Source organism: Acidovorax sacchari (assembly GCF_042847045.1).
Classification (GTDB): Bacteria; Pseudomonadota; Gammaproteobacteria; order Burkholderiales; family Burkholderiaceae_C; genus Paracidovorax; species Paracidovorax sacchari.
Genome location: NZ_AP035783.1, coordinates 2,977,602 through 3,000,752, shown reverse-complemented (window position 1 = coordinate 3,000,752; position 23,151 = coordinate 2,977,602). Strand labels below are relative to the sequence as shown.

At 71.4% G+C, this 23,151-nt stretch carries 22 protein-coding genes; 9 read left to right on the top strand and 13 right to left on the bottom strand.

The window, feature by feature from the left end:
* The first annotated feature begins 7 nt into the window (after nt 1-7).
* Both ACGHC0_RS13480 and ACGHC0_RS13475 read left to right on the top strand, forming a co-directional pair.
* Complete coding sequence (locus ACGHC0_RS13480; RefSeq protein WP_368351488.1) at nt 8-1,069, top strand: ABC transporter substrate-binding protein; 1,062 nt, start codon at nt 8-10, stop codon at nt 1,067-1,069.
* Nucleotides 1,070-1,234: 165 nt separating this feature from the next.
* Nucleotides 1,235-1,387 carry a DUF3096 domain-containing protein gene (locus ACGHC0_RS13475; protein WP_011795745.1) on the top strand — a complete coding sequence of 51 codons (153 nt, stop codon included), beginning with the start codon at nt 1,235-1,237 and terminating at the stop codon, nt 1,385-1,387.
* Between the two features lie 33 nt (nt 1,388-1,420).
* On the opposite strand, the gene ACGHC0_RS13470 is transcribed toward ACGHC0_RS13475, so the two are convergent.
* Both ACGHC0_RS13470 and gloB read right to left on the bottom strand, forming a co-directional pair.
* Nucleotides 1,421-2,962 carry a transglycosylase SLT domain-containing protein gene (locus ACGHC0_RS13470; protein ID WP_368351487.1) on the bottom strand — a complete coding sequence of 514 codons (1,542 nt, stop codon included), beginning with the start codon at nt 2,960-2,962 and terminating at the stop codon, nt 1,421-1,423.
* A gap of 4 nt (nt 2,963-2,966) precedes the next feature.
* Nucleotides 2,967-3,749 carry a hydroxyacylglutathione hydrolase gene (gene gloB, locus ACGHC0_RS13465; protein WP_415265840.1) on the bottom strand — a complete coding sequence of 261 codons (783 nt, stop codon included), beginning with the start codon at nt 3,747-3,749 and terminating at the stop codon, nt 2,967-2,969.
* Here gloB and ACGHC0_RS13460 point away from each other — a divergent pair.
* Together ACGHC0_RS13460 and rnhA are read left to right on the top strand one after the other, a co-directional pair.
* On the top strand, nt 3,748-4,593 hold the full coding sequence (locus tag ACGHC0_RS13460; protein ID WP_415265839.1) for a class I SAM-dependent methyltransferase: 846 nt from the start codon (nt 3,748-3,750) through the stop codon (nt 4,591-4,593). The genes gloB and ACGHC0_RS13460 overlap by 2 nt on opposite strands.
* Before the next feature lie 43 nt (nt 4,594-4,636).
* On the top strand, nt 4,637-5,086 hold the full coding sequence (rnhA, locus tag ACGHC0_RS13455; RefSeq protein ID WP_415265838.1) for a ribonuclease HI: 450 nt from the start codon (nt 4,637-4,639) through the stop codon (nt 5,084-5,086).
* A gap of 27 nt (nt 5,087-5,113) precedes the next feature.
* Here the strand turns inward: rnhA and ACGHC0_RS13450 are convergent, their stop codons facing one another.
* The 4 genes from ACGHC0_RS13450 to moaA form a co-directional block, all read right to left on the bottom strand.
* The gene (locus ACGHC0_RS13450; protein WP_415265837.1) at nt 5,114-5,467 is read right to left on the bottom strand and encodes a thioredoxin family protein; all 354 of its coding nucleotides are present in this window, start codon (nt 5,465-5,467) and stop codon (nt 5,114-5,116) included.
* Nucleotides 5,468-5,528: 61 nt separating this feature from the next.
* Nucleotides 5,529-6,836, bottom strand: coding sequence for a gephyrin-like molybdotransferase Glp (glp, locus tag ACGHC0_RS13445; RefSeq protein WP_415268419.1), 1,308 nt, complete (start codon nt 6,834-6,836; stop codon nt 5,529-5,531).
* 38 nt (nt 6,837-6,874) lie between these two features.
* The gene (gene mobA / locus ACGHC0_RS13440; RefSeq protein WP_368351481.1) at nt 6,875-7,528 is read right to left on the bottom strand and encodes a molybdenum cofactor guanylyltransferase MobA; all 654 of its coding nucleotides are present in this window, start codon (nt 7,526-7,528) and stop codon (nt 6,875-6,877) included.
* 13 nt (nt 7,529-7,541) lie between these two features.
* Entirely contained in the window at nt 7,542-8,684 is a 1,143-nt protein-coding gene (moaA, locus tag ACGHC0_RS13435; protein WP_368351480.1) for a GTP 3',8-cyclase MoaA, read from the bottom strand.
* A gap of 179 nt (nt 8,685-8,863) precedes the next feature.
* On the opposite strand from moaA, the gene ACGHC0_RS13430 reads away from it, so the two are divergent.
* Nucleotides 8,864-9,193: a hypothetical protein gene (locus ACGHC0_RS13430; protein WP_415265836.1), complete on the top strand. Its 330-nt coding sequence runs from the start codon at nt 8,864-8,866 to the stop codon at nt 9,191-9,193.
* Nucleotides 9,194-9,198: 5 nt separating this feature from the next.
* On the opposite strand, the gene ACGHC0_RS13425 is transcribed toward ACGHC0_RS13430, so the two are convergent.
* The 3 genes from ACGHC0_RS13425 to ACGHC0_RS13415 are packed head-to-tail and all read right to left on the bottom strand — an operon-like array spanning nt 9,199 to nt 13,187.
* Nucleotides 9,199-9,969 (bottom strand): SDR family oxidoreductase, encoded by a 771-nt coding sequence (locus ACGHC0_RS13425; RefSeq protein WP_415265835.1) that lies wholly within the window; start codon nt 9,967-9,969, stop codon nt 9,199-9,201.
* Between the two features lie 48 nt (nt 9,970-10,017).
* Nucleotides 10,018-11,178 carry an NAD(P)/FAD-dependent oxidoreductase gene (locus ACGHC0_RS13420; protein WP_415265834.1) on the bottom strand — a complete coding sequence of 387 codons (1,161 nt, stop codon included), beginning with the start codon at nt 11,176-11,178 and terminating at the stop codon, nt 10,018-10,020.
* Nucleotides 11,175-13,187: a LodA/GoxA family CTQ-dependent oxidase gene (locus tag ACGHC0_RS13415; RefSeq protein ID WP_415265833.1), complete on the bottom strand. Its 2,013-nt coding sequence runs from the start codon at nt 13,185-13,187 to the stop codon at nt 11,175-11,177. The genes ACGHC0_RS13420 and ACGHC0_RS13415 overlap by 4 nt, the downstream gene beginning before the upstream one ends.
* Nucleotides 13,188-13,423: 236 nt before the next feature.
* On the opposite strand from ACGHC0_RS13415, the gene ACGHC0_RS13410 reads away from it, so the two are divergent.
* The 3 genes from ACGHC0_RS13410 (at nt 13,424) to ACGHC0_RS13400 (ending at nt 16,623) form a co-directional block, all read left to right on the top strand.
* Nucleotides 13,424-14,824, top strand: a complete 1,401-nt coding sequence (locus tag ACGHC0_RS13410; RefSeq protein ID WP_415265832.1) for a GntP family permease — start codon at nt 13,424-13,426, stop codon at nt 14,822-14,824.
* A 187-nt stretch (nt 14,825-15,011) separates the two neighbouring features.
* The gene (locus ACGHC0_RS13405; protein ID WP_368351474.1) at nt 15,012-15,644 is read left to right on the top strand and encodes a superoxide dismutase; all 633 of its coding nucleotides are present in this window, start codon (nt 15,012-15,014) and stop codon (nt 15,642-15,644) included.
* 76 nt (nt 15,645-15,720) lie between these two features.
* The gene (locus tag ACGHC0_RS13400; protein WP_368351473.1) at nt 15,721-16,623 is read left to right on the top strand and encodes a ZIP family metal transporter; all 903 of its coding nucleotides are present in this window, start codon (nt 15,721-15,723) and stop codon (nt 16,621-16,623) included.
* Between the two features lie 4 nt (nt 16,624-16,627).
* On the opposite strand, the gene ACGHC0_RS13395 is transcribed toward ACGHC0_RS13400, so the two are convergent.
* Entirely contained in the window at nt 16,628-18,061 is a 1,434-nt protein-coding gene (locus ACGHC0_RS13395) for an aldehyde dehydrogenase family protein (protein WP_415265831.1), read from the bottom strand.
* Between the two features lie 33 nt (nt 18,062-18,094).
* Entirely contained in the window at nt 18,095-18,814 is a 720-nt protein-coding gene (locus tag ACGHC0_RS13390) for a Crp/Fnr family transcriptional regulator (protein WP_415265830.1), read from the bottom strand.
* A 126-nt stretch (nt 18,815-18,940) separates the two neighbouring features.
* On the opposite strand from ACGHC0_RS13390, the gene ACGHC0_RS13385 reads away from it, so the two are divergent.
* Nucleotides 18,941-19,477, top strand: a complete 537-nt coding sequence (locus ACGHC0_RS13385) for a DUF962 domain-containing protein (RefSeq protein WP_368351470.1) — start codon at nt 18,941-18,943, stop codon at nt 19,475-19,477.
* A gap of 15 nt (nt 19,478-19,492) precedes the next feature.
* Here ACGHC0_RS13385 and ACGHC0_RS13380 read toward each other — a convergent pair whose 3' ends face one another.
* Nucleotides 19,493-20,878: a M20/M25/M40 family metallo-hydrolase gene (locus ACGHC0_RS13380; RefSeq protein ID WP_415265829.1), complete on the bottom strand. Its 1,386-nt coding sequence runs from the start codon at nt 20,876-20,878 to the stop codon at nt 19,493-19,495.
* A gap of 145 nt (nt 20,879-21,023) precedes the next feature.
* Entirely contained in the window at nt 21,024-23,111 is a 2,088-nt protein-coding gene (locus ACGHC0_RS13375) for a sodium-translocating pyrophosphatase (protein WP_368351468.1), read from the bottom strand.
* Nucleotides 23,112-23,151: the final 40 nt, after the last annotated feature.

The window sequence follows — 23,151 nt, the reverse complement described above, 5'->3', positions numbered from 1 at the left end:
TCGTTCCATGATCCCGTCGTCCTTCAGCCGCCGCCGCCTGGGCGCCATGGCCCTGTCCCTGCCGCTGGCCGGCCTGGCAGGTGCCGGCGCGCACGCGCTGGTACCGCCATTCAGCGCGGCATCGCAGGGGCGGGTGCGGGTGGCCGTGGGCGGGGCGGGCCTGCTGTACTACCTGCCCCTCACCGTGGCGTGGCAGCTGGGCTTCTTCCGTGCCGAAGGACTGGACGTGACGATCCAGGACTACGCCGGTGGGGCACTCGCGCTGCAGGCCGTGGAGCAGGGCGCGGCGGATGTCTGCTGCGGGGGCTACGACCATACGCTGCGCCGGCAATTGCAGGGGCAGGACTACTGCGCCCTAGTGCTGCAGGGCCGGGCACCGCAATTGGCGTTCGCCGCTTCCGCGCGCAACTGGCCCGTGCGCAGCGTGCAGAGCTTCAAGGGCCTGCGGGTGGGCGTGACGGCGCCGGGCTCGTCCACGCACATGCTGGCGCAGCTGGCGCTGTCGCAGAACGGTGCATCGCTGGAGGGGATTTCCTTCGTCGGCGTGGGCGCCTCCGGCCGTGGTGCACTGGCCGCGTTGCGCCAGGGCCGCATCCATGCGCTGTGCCATGCCGACCCCGTGGTGAGCGTGCTCGAGCAGCACGGTGAAGTGCGGCTGCTGTGCGACACGCGCACCCTCAAGGCGTCGCAGGAGCTCTTCGGCGGCACCATGCCGGCGTCCAGCCTGTATGCGCCCCGGGCGTTCGTGCAGCAGCATGCCGCCGTGTCGCAGGCGCTCGTGCATGCCATGGTGCATGCGCTCAAGTGGCTGCAGACGGCCAGTGCCACGGACCTCATGCGCGTGGTGCCGCAGGACGACCTGCTCGGCGACCGCGGCGCCTACATGGCGGCGTTCCACAAGGTGCGCGACACCTTCTCGCCCGACGGCATGATGCCCGACGACGGCCCCGCCACGGCCCTGCGCGCGCTGGCCCGGCTGCGGCCGGAATGGGCTGCCTCGAAGGTGGATCTGGGACGCACCTACACCAATGAATACGCACGCAAAGCCAAGGCGAAGTTCAACGCCTGAGAACGCCGGCAGGGCTCCAAGTGGCGCCATGGTCCGACACCGCGGCGCCACGGCTCGGCGTTAGATTCCGGCCACTGCCCGGCAATCGGCATCCGGGCACCGGCCGGCCGCACCGCGGACGCCTGCATGCAGCCTTCCATCCTGTTTCCCGAGGAAACTTCTCCCATGACACTGAACCTCAGCATCGGCCCGCTCGTGGCGCTCATCGCCGGCATCCTCATCCTGGTGATGCCGCGCCTGCTCAACTTCATCGTGGCGCTTTACCTCATCCTCATCGGCGTGCTCGGGCTGGTGGGCATGCACAACCTGAGGATCTGACGGGCGCGGGCGGCGCTCCGCCAGCGCACTTCGTCAGCGCTTCTTCACGCGCGACGGGGTCCCGCCCTTGCGGGAGGGCGCGGGCGCCGATGCCTTCTTCGCGCTCCCCTTCGACGGCGCGGCCGATTGCCGGCTGCTCCGGCTGCCGCTGCTGGCCGAGGCGCCGGAGGTCATGCGCACCGGCAGATACACCACCACCGCCTCGCCGGCCTTGAAGGAGGCCGTGGACTTCACGTCGTTCCAGGTCGCGACGTCCGCGGTGGTCACCTTGTAGCGCCGGGCGATCGTGGCCACCGAATCGCGCTTGCCGGCGCGCACCGTGGTGCGGCGGGTGACGATCTCGGGGGTGAAGGCGACCTGGCCGTTGTCCGCCAGCTGTCCGGGCACGTCCGCCTGCGTCGCGTTGCCGCGGGGCACCATCAGGGCCGATCCGGCCTTGATGAGCATGCGCGGCGGGATCTTGTTCACGTTGCGCAGGTCGGCCTCGCTCATGCCGACGCGCTGTGCTGCCGCCGACACGCTCATCGTGGTCGGCACGCTCCAGACCGTCCAGCTCGCGTACTGGCCCTCGGTGTAGGCCTCCAGGTTCTTGCGGAAGACCTGCGCGTTGTCCCAGGGCAGCAGGATCTGCGGCATGCCGGCCGCGAGGATGATGGGCTTGTGCAGCGAAGGATTGAGTTCGCGGAAGTCCTGCTCGCGCACGCCCGCCAAGCTGGCCACCAGCGAGACGTCGATGTCGCGGGTGATGTCCACCGTCTGGAAGTAGGGGTGGTTCTCGATCAGCGGCAGCTCGGTGTTGAACCGCTCGGGGTGCGCGACGATGTTCTTCACCGCCTGCAGCTTGGGCACGTACATGCGGGTTTCCGCCGGCATGTTCAGCTCGGTGTAGCTGGTGCCCAGGCCCATCTTCTGGTTGCGGGCGATGGCGCGGCTCACATTGCCTTCGCCCCAGTTGTAGGCGGCCAGGGCCAGGTGCCAGTCGCCGAACATGCCGTAGAGCCGCTGCAGGTAGTCCAGCGCCGCGCGGGTGGACGCGAGCACGTCGCGCCGGTCGTCGCGGAAGGCGTTCTGCTTGAGCTGGTAGTCGCTGCCCGTGGCGGGCATGAACTGCCACATGCCCACCGCCTTGGCACTGGACACGGCCATGGGATTGAAGGCGCTCTCGATATAGGGCAGCAGCGCCAGTTCGGTGGGCATGCCGCGCAGTTCGAGTTCCTCCACGATGTGGAAGAGGTACTTGCTGGAGCGCTCGGTCATGCGCTGCATGTAGTCGGGACGCGTCGCATACCAGAGCTCGCGGTCGCGCACCAGGTCCTGGTCGAGATCGGGCATGGCGAAGCCGCGGCGGATGCGGTCCCACAGGTCGGTGGGCGCGGCCAGCGAGGTCACGCCGAAGTGGCTGGCGTCCGCGGCGGTGATGGGGCGCAGCGGAGGGGAGCCGGCCGTGGGCGGGGTGGCCGCGGTGCCGCCCGTGCTGGAGGGGGTGGCCGGGGCGTCCTTGCCGGGGGTGCCGGGCGCCGCGCAGCCGGTGAGCCAGAGCACGCTCGCGAGGCCCAGGATGTGCAGGAGTTTCATGGGGTCAGGTCGGTCGGAATTCGTTTTTCCACTGGCGCAGCGCCGCCAGCACCGAGGCCGGGTCGCCGGTGTCGGTGCGCGGTGCGAAGGCCTGCGCCGCACGGGCCACGCCGGGCTCCCGCGTCCGCAGGAAGGGGTTGACGGCATGCTCCATGCCGAGCCGCGAGGGCAGGGTGGGCTGTCCCGTGGCGCGGAGTGCCTCGCAGTCATGGCTGTACTGGAGCAGCGCCGCGTTGCCGGGTTCCACGGCCCGCGCGAAAGCGAGGTTCGAAAGTGTGTATTCGTGGGCGCAGCACACCCGCGTCTGCGGCGGCAGCGCGCCGAGCCGGTCGAGCGAATGCTGCATCTGGGCGGGCGTGCCCTCGAAGAGCCGGCCGCAGCCGCCCGAGAACAGCGTGTCGCCGCAGAAGAGCAGCGGGCCGCCTGCGGCGTCCGCGGCATAGTAGGCGATGTGCCCCGCGGTGTGGCCGGGCACGTCGATCACGGACAGGCGCAGGCCCAGCACCTGCAGCGTGTCGCCATCGGCCAGCGGCTGCGCCGGCTGGGGAATGGACTCGCGCGCCGGGCCGTACACCGGCGCGCCGGTGGCCTCGCGCAGCGCCGCCACGCCGCCGACATGATCGCCGTGGTGGTGCGTGACTAGAATCGCCTGCAGTGCCAGGCCATGGTGCTGCAGGGCCTGCAGCACCGGGCCGGCCTCCCCTGGATCGACCACGGCGGCCGAGCGGCCGTCGTGCAGCATCCAGATGTAGTTGTCGGTGAAAGCGGGCAGCGGCAGCAAGTTCATGAGCGACGAAATTATAGGTTTGCACCATTGGTTCGACTCACCGCCCGGCCGCTACCTGCTGGCGTGGGAGCAGGAGCGCTACGACGAGATGGTGGCCGACGTGTTCGGCTTCCATGCGCTGCAGCTCGGCATGCCCGGCCTGCAGGGGCTGCGCGCGAACCGCATGCCGCACCGCTGGCTGGCGCTCGGCGCCGCCGAGGCGCTGCTGTGGCCGCCACCGGCAGAGTCCGAACCCGGACCGGCGGACGGCCCCGTGCGCGCGGCGCTGCTGGCCGACCCGGTGGCACTGCCGTTTCCCGAGAACAGCCTCGACCTGGTGCTGCTGCCGCACGCGCTGGAACTCAGCGTGGATCCGCATGCCGCGCTGCGCGAAGTGCACCGGGTGCTGATGCCGGAAGGGCGGCTGGTGGTGAGCGGGCTCAATCCGGTGAGCCTCTGGGGCCTGCGCCAGCGCCGCGTGCGGCTGTACCAGCGCCTGGGGGCCGGGGGGCAGCTCTACCTGCCCGACGTGGGCGAGTTCATCGGGCACTGGCGGCTGCGCGACTGGCTGCGGCTGCTGAACTTCGAGATCGAGACCATCAGCTTCGGCGCCTACCGTCCCGCAGTGCGCAGCGCGCGCTGGCTCGACCGGTACGAGTGGCTGGATGCCGTGGGGGCGCGCTGGTGGCCGATACTCGGGGCCGCCTACATGGTGGTGGCCGTCAAGCGCGTGCATGGCATGCGCCTGCTGGAGCCGTCCTGGCGCACCGGCCAGGCCCCGCAGGCGCGTGCCGCCACGATGCCCGTGGCGCAGCGCGCCGGACCTGGGCCGGGCGGCGTGCCGCGTCGGCGCGATGGCCGATGAAGAAGCGGAAGTTATGAATGACGACAAAGGAAGCGAGCGAGTTTTGAATCAGGTTGTGATCTATACCGACGGGGCCTGCAAGGGCAATCCGGGTCCCGGCGGCTGGGGGGTGGTGTTGCGCTCGGGCGCGCTGGAAAAGGAATTGTTCGGGGGGGAACTGGGCACCACCAACAACCGCATGGAACTGCTGGCCGTGATCGAGGCCCTGGGCGCGCTCAAGCGTCCGTGCGCGGTCACGCTCTATCTCGACAGCCAGTACGTGCGCAAGGGCATCACGGAGTGGATCCAGGGGTGGAAGAAAAAGGGCTGGCGCACGGCATCCGGCCAGCCGGTGAAGAACGTGGAGCTGTGGAAGCGGCTCGACGACCTGGTAGCCGGCGGCGGCCACGTGATCGACTGGAAGTGGGTGAAGGGCCATGCGGGCGATCCCGGCAATGAGCGCGCCGACGCCCTCGCCAACAAGGGCGTGGACAAGGCCCTGGGCCGCGGCTAGGGCCGCAGGGCGTCCGGCACCCGCGCTTCAGGCCGGGCCGATGCTGATGGCCGGCGCATGGGCGATGGCCTGCATCCCCGAATGCAGCGCCGTCGCGTCCTGCGGGCGGACCACCCGGTCGATTTCCTTGCCGTCGCGCAGGAATACCAGGGTGGGCCAGAGCTTCACGCCGAAGCTGCGGCCGAGCGGCCGGCCCGGGCCGTCCTCGACCTTGATGTGCTGTACGTGGTCCTGGTCCTTCAGGGCGGCTTCGATCAGCGGCTGGGCACGCTGGCAGTAGCCGCACCAGGGCGTGCCGAATTCCAGGACGGACGCGCCCTGCAGGCGGTCGATGTCCTCCCGCGCGGGGGCTTCGGCGAGATGCTGGGCGGTATAGGGCATGGGGTTTTCCGGTCGGTGGGGGGATGGCTGCAAGGGTACGCCCGGCCCGGGCCTTCCCGTGTCAGAGCATGCCGTCAAACAGCAGCACGTCCACCGGCTCGCCCACGGCGACGGGGCCGCGGGCATGCGGCAGCAGGATGAGTCCGTCGGCCTGCACCATGGAACTCAGCAGCCCGGAGCCCTGCGGCCCGGTGGTGCGCACGCACAGGGTGCCGTCCGCATCCTGGAAGACGATGCCGCGCTGGTATTCGGTGCGCCCGGGGCGCTTGTGCAGCGGCCCGGCCGCGAGTGCGCGCAGCGCGGGGGGTGCCGTGGGCTCGCAGCCCATCATGCGCCACAGCGCCGGCCGCACGAACACGAGAAAGGCCACCATCGCCGCCACCGGATTGCCGGGCAGCGCGAACAGCACGGCGGCGCTGTCCGCACCGGCTTCGCCGCCGGCTCCCTGCGGGCGCGGGATGCGGCCCGCGGCCATCGGGCGGCCCGGCCGCATGGCGATGCGCCAGAACTCCACCTGGCCGAGGCGGTCCAGCAAAGTGCGCGTGTGGTCGGCCGCACCCGCGCTGACGCCACCGCTGGTGACGATGGCATCGGCACGCGCCGCCGCCGCGCGCAGCGTGGCTTCCAGGGCCTGCGGCTCGTCCGGAACGGCGCCAAGGTCGATGGGCTCCACGCCCATGCGTGCCAGCAGCCCGAACAGGGTGTAGCGGTTGCTGTCGTACACGGCCCCCTCGCGCCAGGGTGTTCCCAGGCTGAGGATCTCGTCTCCCGTGGAGAAGAACGCCACCCGCAGGCGGCGGACGACGGGCACCGTGGCCTGCCCGAGGCTCGCCAGCAGCCCGAGCGCGGCGGGCGTGAGCCGTGTGCCCTTCGCCAGGGCGGTCCGGCCGCGCGCCAGGTCCTCGCCCGCGCGCCGCCGGTGGTCGCCCCGGCGAACCGCGCCCGGGGGAATGGTGATGCTCTCCGGCCCGCCTGCGGGAGACGCGGGCAGGGCGGCTTCCTGGGGAACCACGGTGTCCGCTCCTTGCGGCATCACCGCGCCGGTCATGATGCGCAGGCACTGGCCCGGGCCGAGGCGCCCCTCCCAGCGATGGCCGGCGAGCACGGTGCCGGCCACCTGCAGGGCCAGCGGCCGGCCGTCCGTCAGGGCCGCGCCGTCGAAGGCGAAGCCGTCCATGGCGGAGTTGTCGTGCGGCGGCACGTCCATGGGCGAGACGACATCCTCGGCCAGCACGCGGTCGAGCGCGGCGAAGATGCCCACCTGTTCGGTCCCGCGCACCGGTTCGGCCAGTGCGGCGAGCCGTGCGTGCACCGCCTCCACGGGCAGGTCGTGCGCCACCGGGGCGCCGGGAGGCGTTGCCTGCGGCATCGATGGGGTCGGCTCGGCGGGGGATGGCTGGGAGTGGCTCATGCAGTGTCGGCTTCCAGTCGGTGCAATTCGTCCAGGGTGTTGGCGTTGCGGAAGGCGTTCGGATCGTCCCCGGGCCGGTCGAAAGCGGCCGTGGCCGGGGCATGGCGGCCCATCCAGTCCAGCACCTTGCGCCCACCGCCCTCCAGATAGCGCCGCAGGTCGTCCTGCAGGCCCGCGCGCAGCAGGCAGGCCACGGGGTGCACGCGCATCGGCACCGGCCCGCCGGTGGGCGGGGATGGGGGCACGGATTCGGGGGCAGCTGCCATGGCGATGTCCGTGCCAGCCGCCATGGCGGCCTCGGCCAGCCGGGCGCCGAGGTCGGGCGGGAAGCAGGGCGTATCGCAGGGCACCGCCAGCAGCCACGGCGTGCCGCACCATTGCAGGCCCGCCAGGATGCCGGCCAGGGGGCCTGGATGGCCGGGCAGGGCGTCGCCCAGTACGGGAACGCCGAGCGTGGCGTAACGGTCCTGGTGGCGGTTGGCGCTGACCGCGAGTTGTCCTGGAGCGGCCTGCGGGCGCAACCGCTCCAATGCGACCGCGGCCAGCGGCCGGCCCCGGAATGCCTGCAGCCCCTTGTCCAGCCCGCCCATGCGCGAGCCCTGGCCGCCGGCCAGGACCAGGCCGGCGATGTCCGCGCGGGCGATCACCATGGCACCCCGCGGCTCATCCGCCGATGTAGCTCATCTCGACGCGCCGCGCGGCCGGGGCGCCGGTGGCCGGCGGCAGGCTGCCGCGCAGTTCGGAATAGCGGTCGGTGCGGCCCTGCCAGATGCCGGCGATGGCCGCGGCGAGATCGGGGTCGGCGGCCCCGCCGCGCAGCAGCGCGCGCAGGTCCCAGCCCTGTGTGGCGAAGAGGCAGAGGTAGAGCCGGCCTTCCATCGACAGCCGGGCGCGGTTGCAATCGCCGCAGAACGCCCGGGTGACGCTGCTGATCGTTCCGACTTCCCCCAGGGCGGGATCGTGCCGGCCCAGGGCGTCTGCATAGCCCCAGCGCTCGGCCGTCTCCCCGGGGGCCGCAGGCGGCAACCGTACCAGGGGGATTTCCTGCCGGATCCGGTCGATCACCTGCGCCGACGGCAGCACCTCGTCCATGCGCCATCCGTTCGTGGCGCCCACGTCCATGTACTCGATGAAGCGCAGCGTGATGCCGGTACCCCGGAAGTGGCGCGCCATGGGGACGATCTCGTGGTCGTTGGTGCCGCGCTTGACCACCATGTTCACCTTGATGTGCTCGAACCCGGCCGCCTGGGCGGCCTCGATGCCGGCGAGCACCTCCGCCACGGGAAAGTCCACGTCGTTCATGCGGCGGAAAACGCTGTCCTGCAGGCTGTCCAGGCTGACGGTGAGCCGCGCCAGGCCCGCATCGCGCAGGGCTCGGGCCTTGCGGGCGAGCAGCGAGCCGTTGGTGGTCAGCGTCAGGTCGGGCACGCGCCCCTCCGTGGTACGCAGCCCCGCGAGCTGCTCCACCAGGTTCTCCAGGTGGCGCCGCAGCAGCGGCTCCCCGCCGGTGAGCCGGATCTTGCGCACGCCATGGGCCAGGAAGACCCTCGCCAGGCGCGTGATCTCCTCGAAGCTGAGCAGGTCGCCGTGGGAGAGGTAGGGATAGTCCTTGCCGAAGACTTCCTTGGGCATGCAGTAGCTGCAGCGGAAATTGCAGCGGTCGGTGACGCTGATGCGCAGGTCGCGCAGGGGCCGGCCCAGCGCGTCGGCCAGGCGACCGTCGGGTCCGGCGAAGGGGCCGTCGGGCATGCGGGGACGCAGCGCGGCGATGCGCTGGTCCACGAGCGGAATCACACGTTCGGCCATGGCGGGATTCTGCCGCATGGCCGCAGTAGGGGTATGGAAGACGGCGGAATATGGACGCCCGTCATTTCCGCCGGCGCCCGGGGAACCTCCTGCCGGCCCGTGCCTCCAAGCGCCAGAGGCCTTGGCACCTGCACGCCGGCGGGGGCACAATGCGGATACCGGCGACATCGGGAGCTGACATGGACGTCTCCATCTACCAATCCATCGTGAACACGGCCAGCTTTGCCTACCAGGACCGCAACGGCAGCGCCGCGGGGGCCCTCCGGAATTCGCTCGCCGTGCAGGAGTCCGATGTGTCGGCCCTGCTGCAGTCCGAGTCCATCAACGGTCCCTCCCTCGTGCCCTTCGGGACGCTGGAAGACAGCCTGCTGGACCCGCTGCCTTCCCTGGACCCCACGCTGGCCACCGCCGGCACGCTGGAGGCCACCGTGCTGCAATCGCTGCCGTTCGCCGAACCGGCCCTGGCGACGTTCGGCACGCTGGGCACGCGCCTCAACACCTTCGCCTGACTGCGTCAGACGCAGCGGGCCCCGTCCACCTCGATGCAGGTGCCGCTCACGAAGGCGGCCTCGTCGCTCGCCAGGTAGAGCGCCGCGTTCGCCACGTCCAGCGCCGTGGAAAAGCGGCCGAGCGGTATCGTGGCCAGGAATTTCGCCCGCCGGGCATCGTCGAGCTCGCCGCCCGCGAACTCCGCCGCCAGGCCCGTATCGGGATTGAACACCGGGTTGATGCAGTTCACCCGGATGTTGTCCGGGCCGAGTTCGGCCGCCATGGACTTGCTGGTCACGATCACTGCGCCTTTCGATCCGTTGTACCAGGTCAGCCCGGGCCGCGGCCGCAGTCCGGCGGTGGATGCGATGTTGATGATGCAGCCGCCGCGCCGCTGCGGGTTGCCGCGCATCGCCGGCACCGCGTGCAGCGCCGACAGGTAGATGCTTTTGACGTTGACCGCGTACACCCGGTCGAATTCTTCCTCGCTCACTTCGAGCATGGGGCGGTTGCGGTGTGTCCAGCCGGCATTGTTGACCATCACGTCGAGCCCGCCGTGCCGGGATACGGCCTCGGCCACCAGGGCCCGCACCTCGTCCGACCGCGTGACGTCCGCCGCGAAGGCCTGGGCGGTGCCCCCGTCGGCGCGGATGGCGGCCGCCACGCGTTCGGCCGCGTCGGGCCGGATGTCGTTCACGATCACGAGGCCGCCTTCGGCCGCGAGCCGCCGCGCGATGCCTTCGCCGATGCCGCCGCCGGCGCCGGTGACGATGGTGGATTTGCCTGGAACGCGCATGGCCTGTGACTCCTTCGGGGGCCGGGTGGCCGGGGGATGGCCCGGCGCTCAGGCCAGTGTAGCGGCCATGGGCGGCTGGGCCGCCGTGCCGGCCCGTGCATGGCGGCGTGCCCAGAACGGCTCGCCGGCCCAGCGCCGTTCCTGGGCATAGACGGTCGCCAGTTGCGCCCGGTACACCCGGTGGATGTTCCGCAGATGGGCGGCATATCGCCCGACGGCCCCCGCATCGCCGCTCTCGGCCGCCAGCATCGCCCTGGCAGCACACAGCCCGGTATGGAGCGCGTTGCCGATGCCCTTGGACGACAGCGGGTCGAAGGCCTGGGCGGCATCGCCCACGGCCAGCCAGCGATGGCCTGCGGGCTGGTCGAGTTCGGAGCTGCAGGCGTCCGCGCCTTGGACGGCGGCGCAGGGCCGGTAACCATGTCCTGCGCAGAGTGCGCGCAGGTGCTGCGTGGACTGGAGCTTGCTCCAGAGGCCGTCGCTGGAGAGCAGCGCGCGGCGATCGACGAGATCGGCGTCGCCCAGGAACGAAACGACCCGCTCCCCGCCGGGCAGCAGCACGCTGTACCACCAGCCGTCCTCGACGGCTTCGATCCATGTGCGGCCGTCGCGGTCACGGGGGCCGCTGCTCTCCAGGCGCAGGTGGAAGGCGAGCAGGGCGTCATGGCGCTGGCGCCGGGCTCCGAGCCGGCAGGCCGGGGCGGCCGCCCTCCCGGTGGCGTCGATGAACCAGCGTGTGGCGACCTGCACGGTGTCTCCTCCGCCCGTCGCCCGGGCACGGATCGCGTGGGGATGGCCGTCTTCCGCGGGCCGGTCGATCTGCAGGTGGGTGGATGGCCAGAACCGCACGCCGTCCAGAAGGGCGGCCGCCCGCAGGCGCGCGTCGAAGCGGGCCCGGTCCAGCTGCACCCCGTCGCCCTGCAGTTGCCGTAGGGTGTCACTGGCTCGGCCGGACGACTCGCCCCAGCTGGACCAGCTGCCCAGGCATGGGCGGTGTCCATCGGCGCGCACCGCTTCGCTCAGGCCCAGTTCCGCCAGCAGGTGGAACACCGCGGGCGGCAGGTTCTCCCCGATGCGCGCGTTCCGCTCGCCCTCCGTGTCCGCCAGGAGCACGCGCCAGCCCGCGCGCGCCAGCACCGCCGCGCAGGCCGAGCCCGCGGGGCCTGCACCGGCGATCGCCGCGTCGAAGACCGCACCGGCCGCATTCATGCCAGGGGCGGGCCCTTGCGGACAGGCAGGGGCGCCCTGCGGGCATCGTCGTGCGAACGGAAGTTGGCGCCGGATGGCAGCGGGCGGGCCGCTCCCCCTGCGGGTGCCACGGCCTGCAGGCCCATGGGCCGCACCGCATCGCCGGCCGGTGCGGCGGTCGTGCCGGCAGTGCTGCGGGCGTCGGCGGGTGCCACGTCGGGGCCGTAGGACGCCACCATCATCGTGGCGGGAAAACGCGGATCGCCTTGCACGCCCGGGCGCACCTCCAGCAGGCCCATGGATCCGAAGATGCGCACCATCGTCGTCATCGCTTCGGCGGTGTCGCCGGGCAGCGGCTTGTTCCAGTCGGTGCGGTTGGTGAACGCCTCCACGCGGCGCTCTGGCGGCTGGCCGGAGTCCACCACGATGGCGTAGTCCTGTTCGGCAAGCACCTGGTTGGGCACGCGGGCCGGCCAGAAGGCGGGAGCGAACGGGTCGTAACGCGTGTCGTAGCCCGCGCGGCAAAAGGCGGTGTCGGCCTGCCAGGGCAGGCCCATCCAGCGATTGAGGTCGCCGGGACCCTGCGCATACAGCGGCCCGTTCGCCGAGAGCGCGGTCGCCTGGTCGAGCGTGTTGCCGTAGTCCCGCTCCACTTCGCCCACCGGCCGGCGGCGGATGCGGAACGGTGCGCTGTAGAGGGTGAGGTGGCGCATCGGCCAGGTCAGTTCGCAGCCGGGGTGGAAGGCATCGGCCAGGCAGAATTCCAGGGCGGCCCGGTCGAGCATGGCCGGCTGCTCCTGCAGCGGCACGGCGTCGATGTGGTCCGCAGGGGCGGGCACGGTGCCCCAGTCCGCAGTGAACCGGCCGTCCGCCCAGCGGGCCAGGATGTCGCTCTGGGTCTGGCTGATGGCGGCGTTCTGGCGCGGGCTCTGGCCCGCGGGGTTGGTCATGGCGTCGCCATAGATCCAGGGCCAGGGCATCTGGTTTCCGTCTGCCGGCTCGGGGGGGCGGAAGCTGTTGAACACCTGCCGGCGCACTTCCGCATTCGGGTCGTAGGCGCCGTCCGGGGGCAGGGCGGCGAGGCGCTCGATCAACGCCGGGTGCTCGAAGTCGAACACCCCGTTGTGGCCGAACTGCGTCGCGAATCCCTGGTTGACCCACTGCAGCCCGGAGAGCCGCTGCAGGATGGGGTACACATCGCGCGTGAACGAGATCTCCCTTGGGAAGGGCAGCCAGCCCGCCTGCACGTAGAGACTGTGCAGCAGGTCGTACAGCGTGCGTTCGGCCTTGACCTGGGGCGCGTAATTGGGCGGGGCGCTGACCACCCAGGCGCCCTCCACCGGGACCGGCTGCCCGTCGATGCGCACCGTGGCGGAGACGGGGCCGTCGCAGGTGTCGTCGTACCAGCCGTCGGCATTGATGAAGGAGTTGTCGTCCCCCTCGATGAAGATCGGGCTGCCCGTGGGCGAGGCGGAGACGCCGTGGCCGGGCAGGAACAGCAGCCGGCCCTGGCCGTCCGTGCGCAGTTCGCCGATCTGCACCGCCACGCCGGTGAAGTGGCCCGTGCACGCGACGGCGGCGGCATGCGGTCCCTGGATGCGCTGCGCGCCGGCGTCGATGGCCAGGGTATTGCGCGCGGGCGCCGTCACGTTGGCATTGCGGCGGGGCAGGACGACCTTGGCCGCCTCCGGGATGTCCATGGCGATCTGCCACTGGTACCAGGCCGCCTTGCGGTTGGCGACGTGGACCTCCCAGGTGATGTCGTCCGCAGGAGACGACAGTTCGCGGACCACCTCGCCCGCGGCGTTGTAGCCATAGATGCGGAACTCGGCTGCCTCGCGCTTGAGCGCTCCCGTGGGATCTCGGTAGAAGCCGGGCTCCCGGGGGGCGGGATGGGTGACCTGCGGGCCGATGTAGAAATCCTCCCGGCTGTTGCCCACGCGGGCGATGCCGATGGCGGGGTGGATGGCGGCGCGCACGATGCGCGTATCCGTACCCGCTCCGGAGGCGGGAGATGTGCTGTCTTGCATGGGAACCCTCTCTCTTGCTGGCCGTGCCGGCTGCCGGCCGGTCGTCGTTGGTCTGTCGTCGCCTGCGCACCCGCCGGAACCGACGGGGCGTGGCCGTTCCATTGTGCGGATTTTGCATGAACCAGGGCCCAGGGTTTCACCCGACGCTGCCATGGCCGTCATCCGGGAGGCCGGAGGGATGGGCCCGGCCGGTACGATGCACGTCCACGCGTTTTTTCCGCACCCCGGCTTCTTCCATGAACTCTCAGGACATTCAACTGCTGGTCACGGCGCTGGCCAGCGTGCTCGGGCTGGTCGCACTCATCGTGTCCCGGCTCCGGCTGCATCCGTTGCTGGCCCTGCTCATCGTTTCGGTGGCCGCCGGCCTGTTCACCGGCATGCCGCTGGACAAGCTCGTCGGGGCCATTTCCGGAGGAGCGGGCAAGACGCTGGGCGCGGTCGGGCTGGTCGTGGCGCTGGGGGCGATGCTGGGCAAGATCCTGGCGGACTCGGGGGTCACCGACCGCCTGGCGAGCGCCATCCTGGAACGCGCCTCCACGAAGATGCTGCCGTGGGCCATGGCGGGCGTGGCCTTCGTCATCGGCATCCCGATGTTCTTCGAGGTCGGGCTGGTCGTGCTGCTGCCGCTGATCTTCGGCGTGGCCCGCAAGCTGGAGGCCGGACGCAAGGGCAGCGGTTCTGCCTATGTGTATGTCGGGGTGCCGGTGATCGCCGCGCTGGCGGCCATGCACGGCATGGTGCCGCCGCATCCCGGCCCGCTCACGGCCATCGCCACGCTGAAGACCAGCGTCGGCGCCACCATGATCTACGGCTTCATCGCTGCCATTCCGGCCATCGTGCTGGCAGGCCCGGTGTATGGCACGTTCATCGCCCGGCGCCTGAAGGTGCGCCCTGATGATGCGCTGATCGCCCAGTACGCGCCCGATGCCGCCGATGCGGGGAGCCCTGCGGCGCAGCCCGCGCGCCAGAACCCGCCAGGCATCGGCCTGGGCATCCTGGCCGCCCTGGCGCCCGCTCTGCTGATGCTGCTGCACGCGCTGGGCGAGGTGCTGTTGGCCAAGGGTTCTGCCCTGCTGCATTTCGCTGCCTTCGTGGGCCACCCCATCATCGCCATGCTGCTGGGCGTTCTCTTCGCCGTGCTGGCGCTGCGGCCCGGCCGGCCCGAGGCCGTGCGCAAGGCCCTGGGCGACAGCATCAAGCCGATCGCCAACGTGCTGCTCATCATCGCGGGCGGCGGTGCCTTCCAGCAGGTGCTGACCGACGCGCACGTGGGCGACGCCATCGTCCACCTGAGCCAGCAGTGGCCCGTGTCCCCGCTGCTGCTGGGCTGGCTGATTTCCATGCTGCTGTCCGTCTCCACCGGCTCGGCGACCGTCGGCATCGTGGGCGCGGCAGGCCTGCTGGCGCCCCTGGCCGCTTCCGGCACGGCGGTGAACCAGCCGCTGCTCGCGCTGTCCATCGGCTGCGGATCGCTCTTCTTCAACTATGCCAACCATGCCGGCTTCTGGCTGGTGAAGGAGTCGTTCGGCATGGACATGGGCGAGGCCACCAAGACGATTTCGGTAGTGCAGTCCATCGTGGCCCTGGTGGGGCTGGCCATGGTGATGCTGATGAACCTGCTGCCGCCCCTGGCCTGACGCCGGGGGCAGCCACAGGCCGCCTGCCGGTCTGCTGCCAATCTGCAGGGCCGGCGGCAGGGCAGTGGCCGGGAGCCCGGCCTGTCACGGAAGGGCAATTTCCTACTTGACGCAAATGACAATAGGAATAATTATCATTCAAAATCTATTGATCTTTCCTCCGTCCATTTGCCCGAAAGTGAGCCACATGCCGCATACGCTTCCCGCCTTGCCCTATGCCTATGACGCCCTGGAGCCGCACATCGATGCGCGCACCATGGAGATCCACCACACCAGACACCACCAGACCTACGTCAACAACCTGAATGCGGCGCTGGAAGGCACGCCGCATGCCGATACCCCGGTGGACGCGCTCGTGGCGGCCCTGCAGTCGCTGCCGGAATCGCTGCAGACGGCGGTGCGCAACAACGGCGGAGGCCATGCGAACCACAGCTTGTTCTGGACCGTGATGGCCCCTGAAGGGCAGGGCGGCGGCGGGCAGCCGGGCGGCGCGCTCGGCGAGGCCATCGACCGGGACCTGGGCGGTTTCGATGCGTTCAAGGAGGCTTTCACCAAGGCGGCGCTCACCCGCTTCGGCAGCGGCTGGGCCTGGCTGGTGGTCGATGGTGCCGGCCGGCTCGCGGTCGAGAGCAGCGGCAACCAGGACAGTCCGCTCATGGCAGGGCTGTTGTCCGGCCACACGCCGATCCTCGGACTCGATGTATGGGAGCACGCCTACTACCTTCAGTACCAGAACCGGCGTCCCGAATACATCGCCGCGTTCTATCGTGTGATCCGGTGGGACGAGGTCGCGCGCCGGTATGCGCAGGCGCGCGGCTGATCCCGCCGGCACAGTCCCGTCCGCCCCGAATGCACCGGGATCTTCCACCGTGAAAACCCAGCCGGAGCCTCCGCCCATGCCCGCCCAGAACTCGCTTTCCCTGCGCCGCCCCGCCTGGAGCACCCGCCGCTGGCTGGGCCTGGCCATCGCCGTGGCGGGCGCCGTGGTGCTGGCGCTGCAGTTCACGCAGTTCCTGCAGGCGAATCCACGCGTGGCCCAGGCCTGGCAGGGCGGTCTCGTGGCGGCGCTGGCGACGGCGCTGGGCACGTTGCCCGTGGTGTTCTCCCAGCGCCTGTCGGAGCGCGTGCAGGACACGCTCTTCGGCTTCGGGGCCGGCGTGATGCTGGCGGCCAGCTCCTTCTCGCTCATCATCCCCGGGCTGGACGCCGCGAAAGCCAACGGCGCGGGCTCCTGGGCGGCCGGCGGCATCATCGGCGCATCCATCCTGCTGGGCGGCCTGGCGCTGCTCGCCATGGAGCGCTTGCTGCCGCACGAGCATTTCATCAAGGGGGTGGAGGGAGGCCCCTCGCCGCGCACGCTGCGGCGCACCTGGCTGTTCGTCTTCGCGATCGCGCTGCACAACCTGCCCGAGGGGCTGGCGATCGGCGTGGCCTACGGAGGCACCAGCCCGCTGCAGGCCGGCACGCTCACGGCCGGCATCGCCATCCAGGACGTGCCGGAGGGGCTGGTGGTGGCGGTGGCGCTGCTCGCGGCAGGCTACCGGCGCTGGCTGGCCGTGCTGCTGGGCATGGCCTCGGGCCTGGTGGAGCCGCTGGGGGCGGTGCTCGGCGCCTCGGTCATCGGCCTGTCGGCCGGGCTGCTGCCCTGGGGCCTGGGCTTCGCCGCCGGGGCGATGCTGTTCGTCATCAGCCACGAGATCATTCCCGAGTCGCACCGCAAGGGGCACGAGGCCTGGGCCACCGGCGGGCTCATGATCGGCTTCGTGCTGATGATGCTGCTCGATACCGCGCTGGGCTGACGCGTCACCCGTGCCGGATGGCCACGGTCTTGAGCGTGGTGAAACCGTGCAGCGCCTCCAGGCCCTTTTCGCGGCCATGGCCGCTGGACTTCACGCCGCCGAAAGGCAGTTCCACACCCCCGGCGGCGCCGTAGTTGTTGATGAACACCTGGCCGCTGGCGATGCGCCGTGCCATGCGGAACTGGCGCCCGCCATCGCGCGTCCATACGCCGGCCACGAGGCCGAAACGCGTGGCGTTGGCCAACTGCGCGGCATGTTCCTCGTCCTCGAAGGGCATGGCCGAAAGCACGGGGCCGAAGATTTCCTCCTGCGCGAGGCGATGGTCCGGCGGCACGTCGCGCAGCAGCGTGGGCGCCTGGTAGAAGCCTGTCTGCGGTGCGCCGTCCACCACGGAGCCCTGGGCCATGACGGGGATGCCCGCCACCTGTGCGTCTGAGAGGAAATCCCACACGCGCTGCTGCTGGCTCTGGCGGATCAGCGGCCCCAGGTCCAGGTCCATCGCCGCGGGCCCGACGCGCAGCGCTTCGAACAGGCCCGCCAGCCGCTCCAGCACCCGCTCGTAGATGAGGGCATCGATGAGCACGCGCGAGCCGGCCGAGCAGGTCTGGCCCGCGTTCTGCACGATGGCGTTGACGACGGCGGGCAGGGCAGCGTCCAGGTCCGCATCCGCGAAGAGGATCTGCGGGCTCTTGCCGCCCAGTTCCAGCGTGACCGGGCAATGCCGCTCGGCCGCCGCCTGCTGGATCAGCGTGCCGATGCGCGGGCTGCCGGTGAAGCTGATGTGGTCGATGCCGGGGTGGCGTGCCAGCGCCTCGCCCACCTCGTGTCCGTAGCCCGTCACGATGTTGATCGCGCCCGGCGGAAACCCCGCCTCGGTGGCCAGCTGCGCGACCCGCAGCAGCGAGAGGCAGGCGTCTTCCGAGGGCTTGACCACGCAGGTGTTGCCGGCGGCCAGCGCGCCGCCCACGCAGCGGCCGAAGATCTGCATGGGGTAGTTCCAGGGCACGATGTGCCCCGTCACGCCGTGCGGCTCGCGCCAGGTGAGCACGCTGTAGCCGTCCGTGTAGGGGATGGTGTCGCCGTGGAGCTTGTCGCAGGCGCCGGCATAGAACTCGAAATAGCGCACCAGCGCGGCGGCATCGGCGTGTGCCTGCCGGGTGGGCTTGCCGCAGTCGCGCCGCTCGATGTCCGCCAGTTCCTCCGCATGGTCCGCCACCACCTGCGACAGGCGCATCAGCAGCCGGCCGCGCTCGGCCGGTGCGAGCTTGCGCCAGGCGGTGTCATGGCACTCTCGCGCGGCACGCACGGCCGCGTCGATGTCCTCGGCCGTGCCGCGCTGGATCTCGTCGTAGGGCTGGCCGTCGGAAGGGTCGATCACCGGCAGGGTGCGGCCGCCGGTGGAGGGCACCGCGGCATTGGCAATGTGGTGGTATTGCATGCGGGGCATTGTGCGACACGCACGCCCCGGCAGTCAGCCGCAGGCCGCGCGCAGGCCGGCCAGGTCCAGGATCTCGATGCCGCCGCGGTGCATGCGCAGCAGGCCACGGGCCTGCAGGTCGCGCAGGATCTGGTTGGTGGTCTGGCGCGAGAGCGCGAGCATCAGCGCCAGTTGCTCCTGCGACAGCGAGAGCAGCCGGCGCGAGCGCCCTTCGCCGGCCCACTGCCCGTAGCCCTCGGCCATGAGCACCAGCCGCCGCGCGAGGCGCTGGGGCGCGGGCAGCAGCGCGAGCTCTTCCAGCGCGACGAAGGCCGTGCGCAGCTTGTCGGCCAGCAGCATGCCCAGGGCGTGCCAATGGGCCGGATGCTGCGCCAGCCAGGCCAGCAGGGGCGCCTGCTGCACGTGCAGCAACAGCGTTCCGGGCTCGGCCGCATGCGCGTCGTGCGTGCGCGCAGCGCGGTCGAAGACCGCGATCTCCCCGAACCAGGCGGGTGGCTCCAGCCGCGTGAGCAGGGCGGAGCGCGGCTGCGGGTCGGGGCCGCCCACGCCGGAGATGTCGATGGCGCCGCGCACGACCGCATACAGCCCGCACGGTGGATCGCCCCGCAGGAAGAGCGCCTGTCCGGGCTGCAGCGCGCGCATGTGTGCCATGCCGGCGAGCGCGCCGGCCAGCTCCGGGGGCAGGGCGGCGAACCACCGGCCCGAGGCGAGCGTGGCGAGATGGTCCGCGGGGGAGGTCAGTGCGTCGGGCATGCGGGGGATCGGGGGCGGCCGCTCCGGCGGGTTTGTGTCGGCTGGCCGACAGACGGTGCGGCGGCCACTGCGGATTATTCGCCCCAGGCACCCCGACCGAGAGGGCCGCCACGCAGGAGACGCTCCATGAAAACCCTGATCGACCATCTGTCGCAGTACGCGGATTACCACCGCGATCCGCGCAATATCCAGACCCATTTCGCCGGCGTGCCCATGATCATGCTGGCCGTCACGGTGCTGCTGTCGCGTCCGGCGTGGCCGGCGGCCGGCCTGCTGCCGGTATCGCCCGCCCTGGTCGCGGCGCTGGCCGCCAGCCTGTTCTATTTCCGGCTCGATGCGCGCTACGGGCTCGCGATGGCCGCGGTGCTGGCCGCCATGCTGGCCGTGGGCCAGTGGCTGGCGGCGCAGGGTACCGCGCTGTGGCTGGGCGCGGGCCTTGGCCTGTTCGTGGTCGGCTGGGTGATCCAGTTCGTGGGCCATTATTACGAGGGCCGCAAGCCCGCCTTCGTGGACGACCTCGTGGGCCTGATCGTCGGGCCGCTTTTCGTGGCGGCCGAGATCGGCTTCGTGCTCGGGCTGCGTCGCGAGGTGCAGGCGGCGGTCGAGGCGCGCTCGGGCCCGGTGCGCCTCAACGAGCGGCCGGGCCGGCCGGCACGGGCCTGACCCGGGGCCTGTCCCTCAGCGGCGCGGGCGGCGGGCGAGGACCGGCTCGCTCACGCCCTGCACGCCCACCAGCGTGAGCACCGTGGCGAGCCCGGTCTGCGCGCCCTTCCAGGCGTCGGCCGGGTCGAACCACTCGCCCAGCGCGTGGAAGCCGCCGGTCCTGCCGCCGCTGCCCAGGATGATGGCGGGGATGCCCAGCCCCATGGGCACGTTGGCGTCGGTGCTGGCCGCGCGCAGCGTGGGCTTGCCGCCCGAGGCGATGACCGAGGCCACGGCGGCCTGCACGATGGGCTGGTCGGCGGCGGTGGCACCGGCCGGGCGGTCGCCGATCATCTTCGGCTCGGCCGTGATCTGCGCGGCGGTGTTCCAGCGGCGGTTTTCTTCCTGAACGCCGCGCTGGATGGCGGCCATGATGTCTTTCTCCGCCTGCAGCAGCGAGGGCAGGGCGTTGGAGCGGATGTCCACGGCCATCGTGGCGTCGCCCGCGATGGTGTTCACGGAGGTGCCGCCGCCCACCTTGCCCACGGTGAAGGTGGTCTTGGGATCGGCCGGCACCTGGACGTCGCCGATGTGCGCGATCGCGCGGCCCATCGCATGGATGGCGCTTGGCACCTGCCCGAACGCCGCGAAGCTGTGGCCGCCCGGCCCCTTGAAAGCCACTTCGTAGCGGTGGCTGCCCGTGCCCTGGTTGAGGATGCCGTCGCCGTCGCCGGGTTCCAGGCCGACCATGCCGTCGATATCGGCATGCTCGCGGAACAGGGCCTTCATGCCGCGCAGGTTGCCCAGCTCCTCCTCGCCCACGTTCGCCACGAAGACGATGTCGCCCACCGTCTGCAGCCGGCGTTCGCCGAGCGCCTTGAGCCAGGAGAGCAGCACGGTGACGCCGCGCGTGTCGTCCGATATGCCGGGGGCGTACAGCCGGCCGCCTTCCTCGCGCACGGTGAGGTCGGTGCCTTCGGGGAACACGGTGTCGAGATGGGCCGAAACCACGAGCCTGGGGCCGTTGCCGGTGCCCTTGCGGACGCCCACGGCATTGCCCTCCCGGTCGATGGCGGCGTCCGCCAGGCCCAGTTCCCGGAAGCGCTTCACCACATATTCGGCGCGGCGCTGTTCCTTGAAGGGTGGCGCCGGGATCTGCACCAGCTGGCGCAGTTCGGCGATGGAGCGGTCGTGGTCGGTGCGCAGGTCGTCCAGCACCTGCCGCACCGCCGGGGCCGATCGCACGGCCTGCAGCGTGTCCTGCATGGCCGGGCTGGCGCCGGGCTGCGGTGCGTTGGCCTGGGCGGAGGCCGGGCCGGCGGCGAGCGCGCCGAGCGCCAGCACGGCCGCCAGGACGGGTTTCCAGCCGGCGGGCGGCTGGCGGAAAGCGGGGAGGGATCGAGGGGATGCGTGCAGCGGCATCGGACAGCCTTTCCTGGGAGGACCGGGGAGAGGGCCACCTTACCCCGGGCCAGGCCCCTGGCTTGTCACCTGCGGGCGGCCCATCCCCATGGTCTCCGGGCTCCCAGGGCCGGCCGCTATGGCCGCGCGGCGCCGGGCCGTCGGCTCAGCCTCCGCCGTGCAGCCGCGCCACGAGGGGCACGATGAGCAGCGCCACGATGTTGATGATCTTGATGAGCGGGTTCACGGCCGGGCCGGCGGTGTCCTTGTAGGGGTCTCCCACCGTGTCGCCGGTGACGGCGGCCTTGTGCGCCTCGCTGCCCTTGCCGCCGTGGTGGCCGTCCTCGATGTACTTCTTGGCGTTGTCCCAGGCGCCGCCGCCGGTGCACATGCTGATGGCCACGAACAGGCCCGTGACGATGGTGCCCATGAGCAGGCCGCCCAGCGCGCGCGGCCCGAGCAGCAGGCCCACCGCGATGGGAACGGCCACCGGCAGCAGGCTGGGTATCACCATTTCGCGGATCGCAGCGGCCGTGAGCATGTCCACCGCACGGCCGTATTCGGGTTGCGCGCGGCCTTCCATGATGCCGTCGATGGTGGAGAACTGCCGCCGCACTTCCACCACCACGGCGCCCGCCGCGCGGCCTACGGCCTCCATGGCCATGGCGCCGAACAGGTAGGGCACCATGCCGCCGATGAACAGGCCCACGATCACCAGCGGATCCGACAGGTCGAAGCGCAGCGCCTGCCCCTGCACGCCGAGCTGGTGCGTGTAGTCGGCGAACAGCACCAGCGCGGCCAGGCCGGCCGAGCCGATGGCGTAGCCCTTGGTGACGGCCTTGGTGGTGTTGCCCACGGCGTCGAGCGGATCGGTCACGGCGCGCACGCTGGCCGGCAGTTCGGCCATCTCCGCGATGCCACCCGCGTTGTCGGTGATGGGGCCGTAGGCGTCCAGCGCGACCACGATGCCGGCCATGCTGAGCATCGCCGTCGCGGCCACCGCCACGCCGTAGATGCCCGCGAGGGTGTAGGAGACCAGGATCGCCACGCACACGAACACCACCGGCCAGGCGGTGGAGCGCATCGACACGCCCAGCCCCGCGATGATGTTCGTGCCGTGCCCGGTGGTGGAGGCCTGCGCGATGTGGCGCACGGGTGCGTACTGGGTGCCCGTGTAGTACTCGGTGATCCAGACCAGCGCGGCGGTGAGTGCCAGGCCCGTGGCGCAGGCGCCGAAGAGCCGCCCGGCGGTGGCCTGCGGAAAGAGCGCGGCGTCGGGGAACAGCCAGAACGTGACCAGCGCGAAAGCCGCCAGCGACAGCCCTCCGGCCACGGCCAGGCCCCGGTAGAGCGCGGGCATCACGTCGGTCATGCCCGGCGACGCCTTGACGACGGCGCAGCCCGCGATCGAGGCCAGGATCGACACGCCGCCCAGCGCCAGCGGGTAGGCCACGGCCAGCATGGACGGCAGGCCCAGCAGCGTGCCCAGCACCATGGCGGCGATCAGGGTGACCGCGTAGGTCTCGAACAGGTCGGCCGCCATGCCGGCGCAGTCGCCGACGTTGTCGCCCACGTTGTCGGCGATCACGGCCGGGTTGCGCGGGTCGTCCTCGGGAATGCCGGCTTCCACCTTGCCCACGAGGTCCGCCCCGACGTCCGCGCCCTTGGTGAAGATGCCGCCGCCCAGCCGGGCGAAGATGGAAATCAGCGACGCACCGAAGGCGAAGCCGATGAGCGGATGCAGCTGCGCCGCGATCCCCGCGCCGGATGCCGGCGCTGCCGGTCCCGCATGCAGCAGGAAGGCACCGAAGCCGGCCACGCCCAGCAGCCCGAGGCCCACCACCAGCATGCCGGTGATGGCTCCGCCGCGGAACGCCACCTGCAGCGCCGGACCGATGCCCCGTGCCGCCGCCTGCGCGGTTCGCACGTTGGCGCGCACCGAGATGTTCATGCCGATGAAGCCGCAGGCGCCCGAGAGCGCCGCGCCCAGCACGAAGCCGGCGGCCGTGCGCAGGTCCAGGAAGAAGCCGATGAGCACGGCCAGCACGGCACCCGCCACGGCGATGGTGCGGTACTGCCGCGCGAGATAGGCGGCCGCGCCGGCCTGGATCGCGGCGGCGATGGCCTGCATGCGCTCGCTGCCGGCGTCCTGGGCGAGGATCCAGCGGCGTGCCCAGAGTCCGTAGGCCACGGCGGCCGCGCCGCAGAGGAATGCCAGCCAGAGGGCAGGGGGGAAGAGGGGGGATGTCGCCATGATCGTCGTCTCCTTTCCAAGGGATGCACGAAAGGGAAAC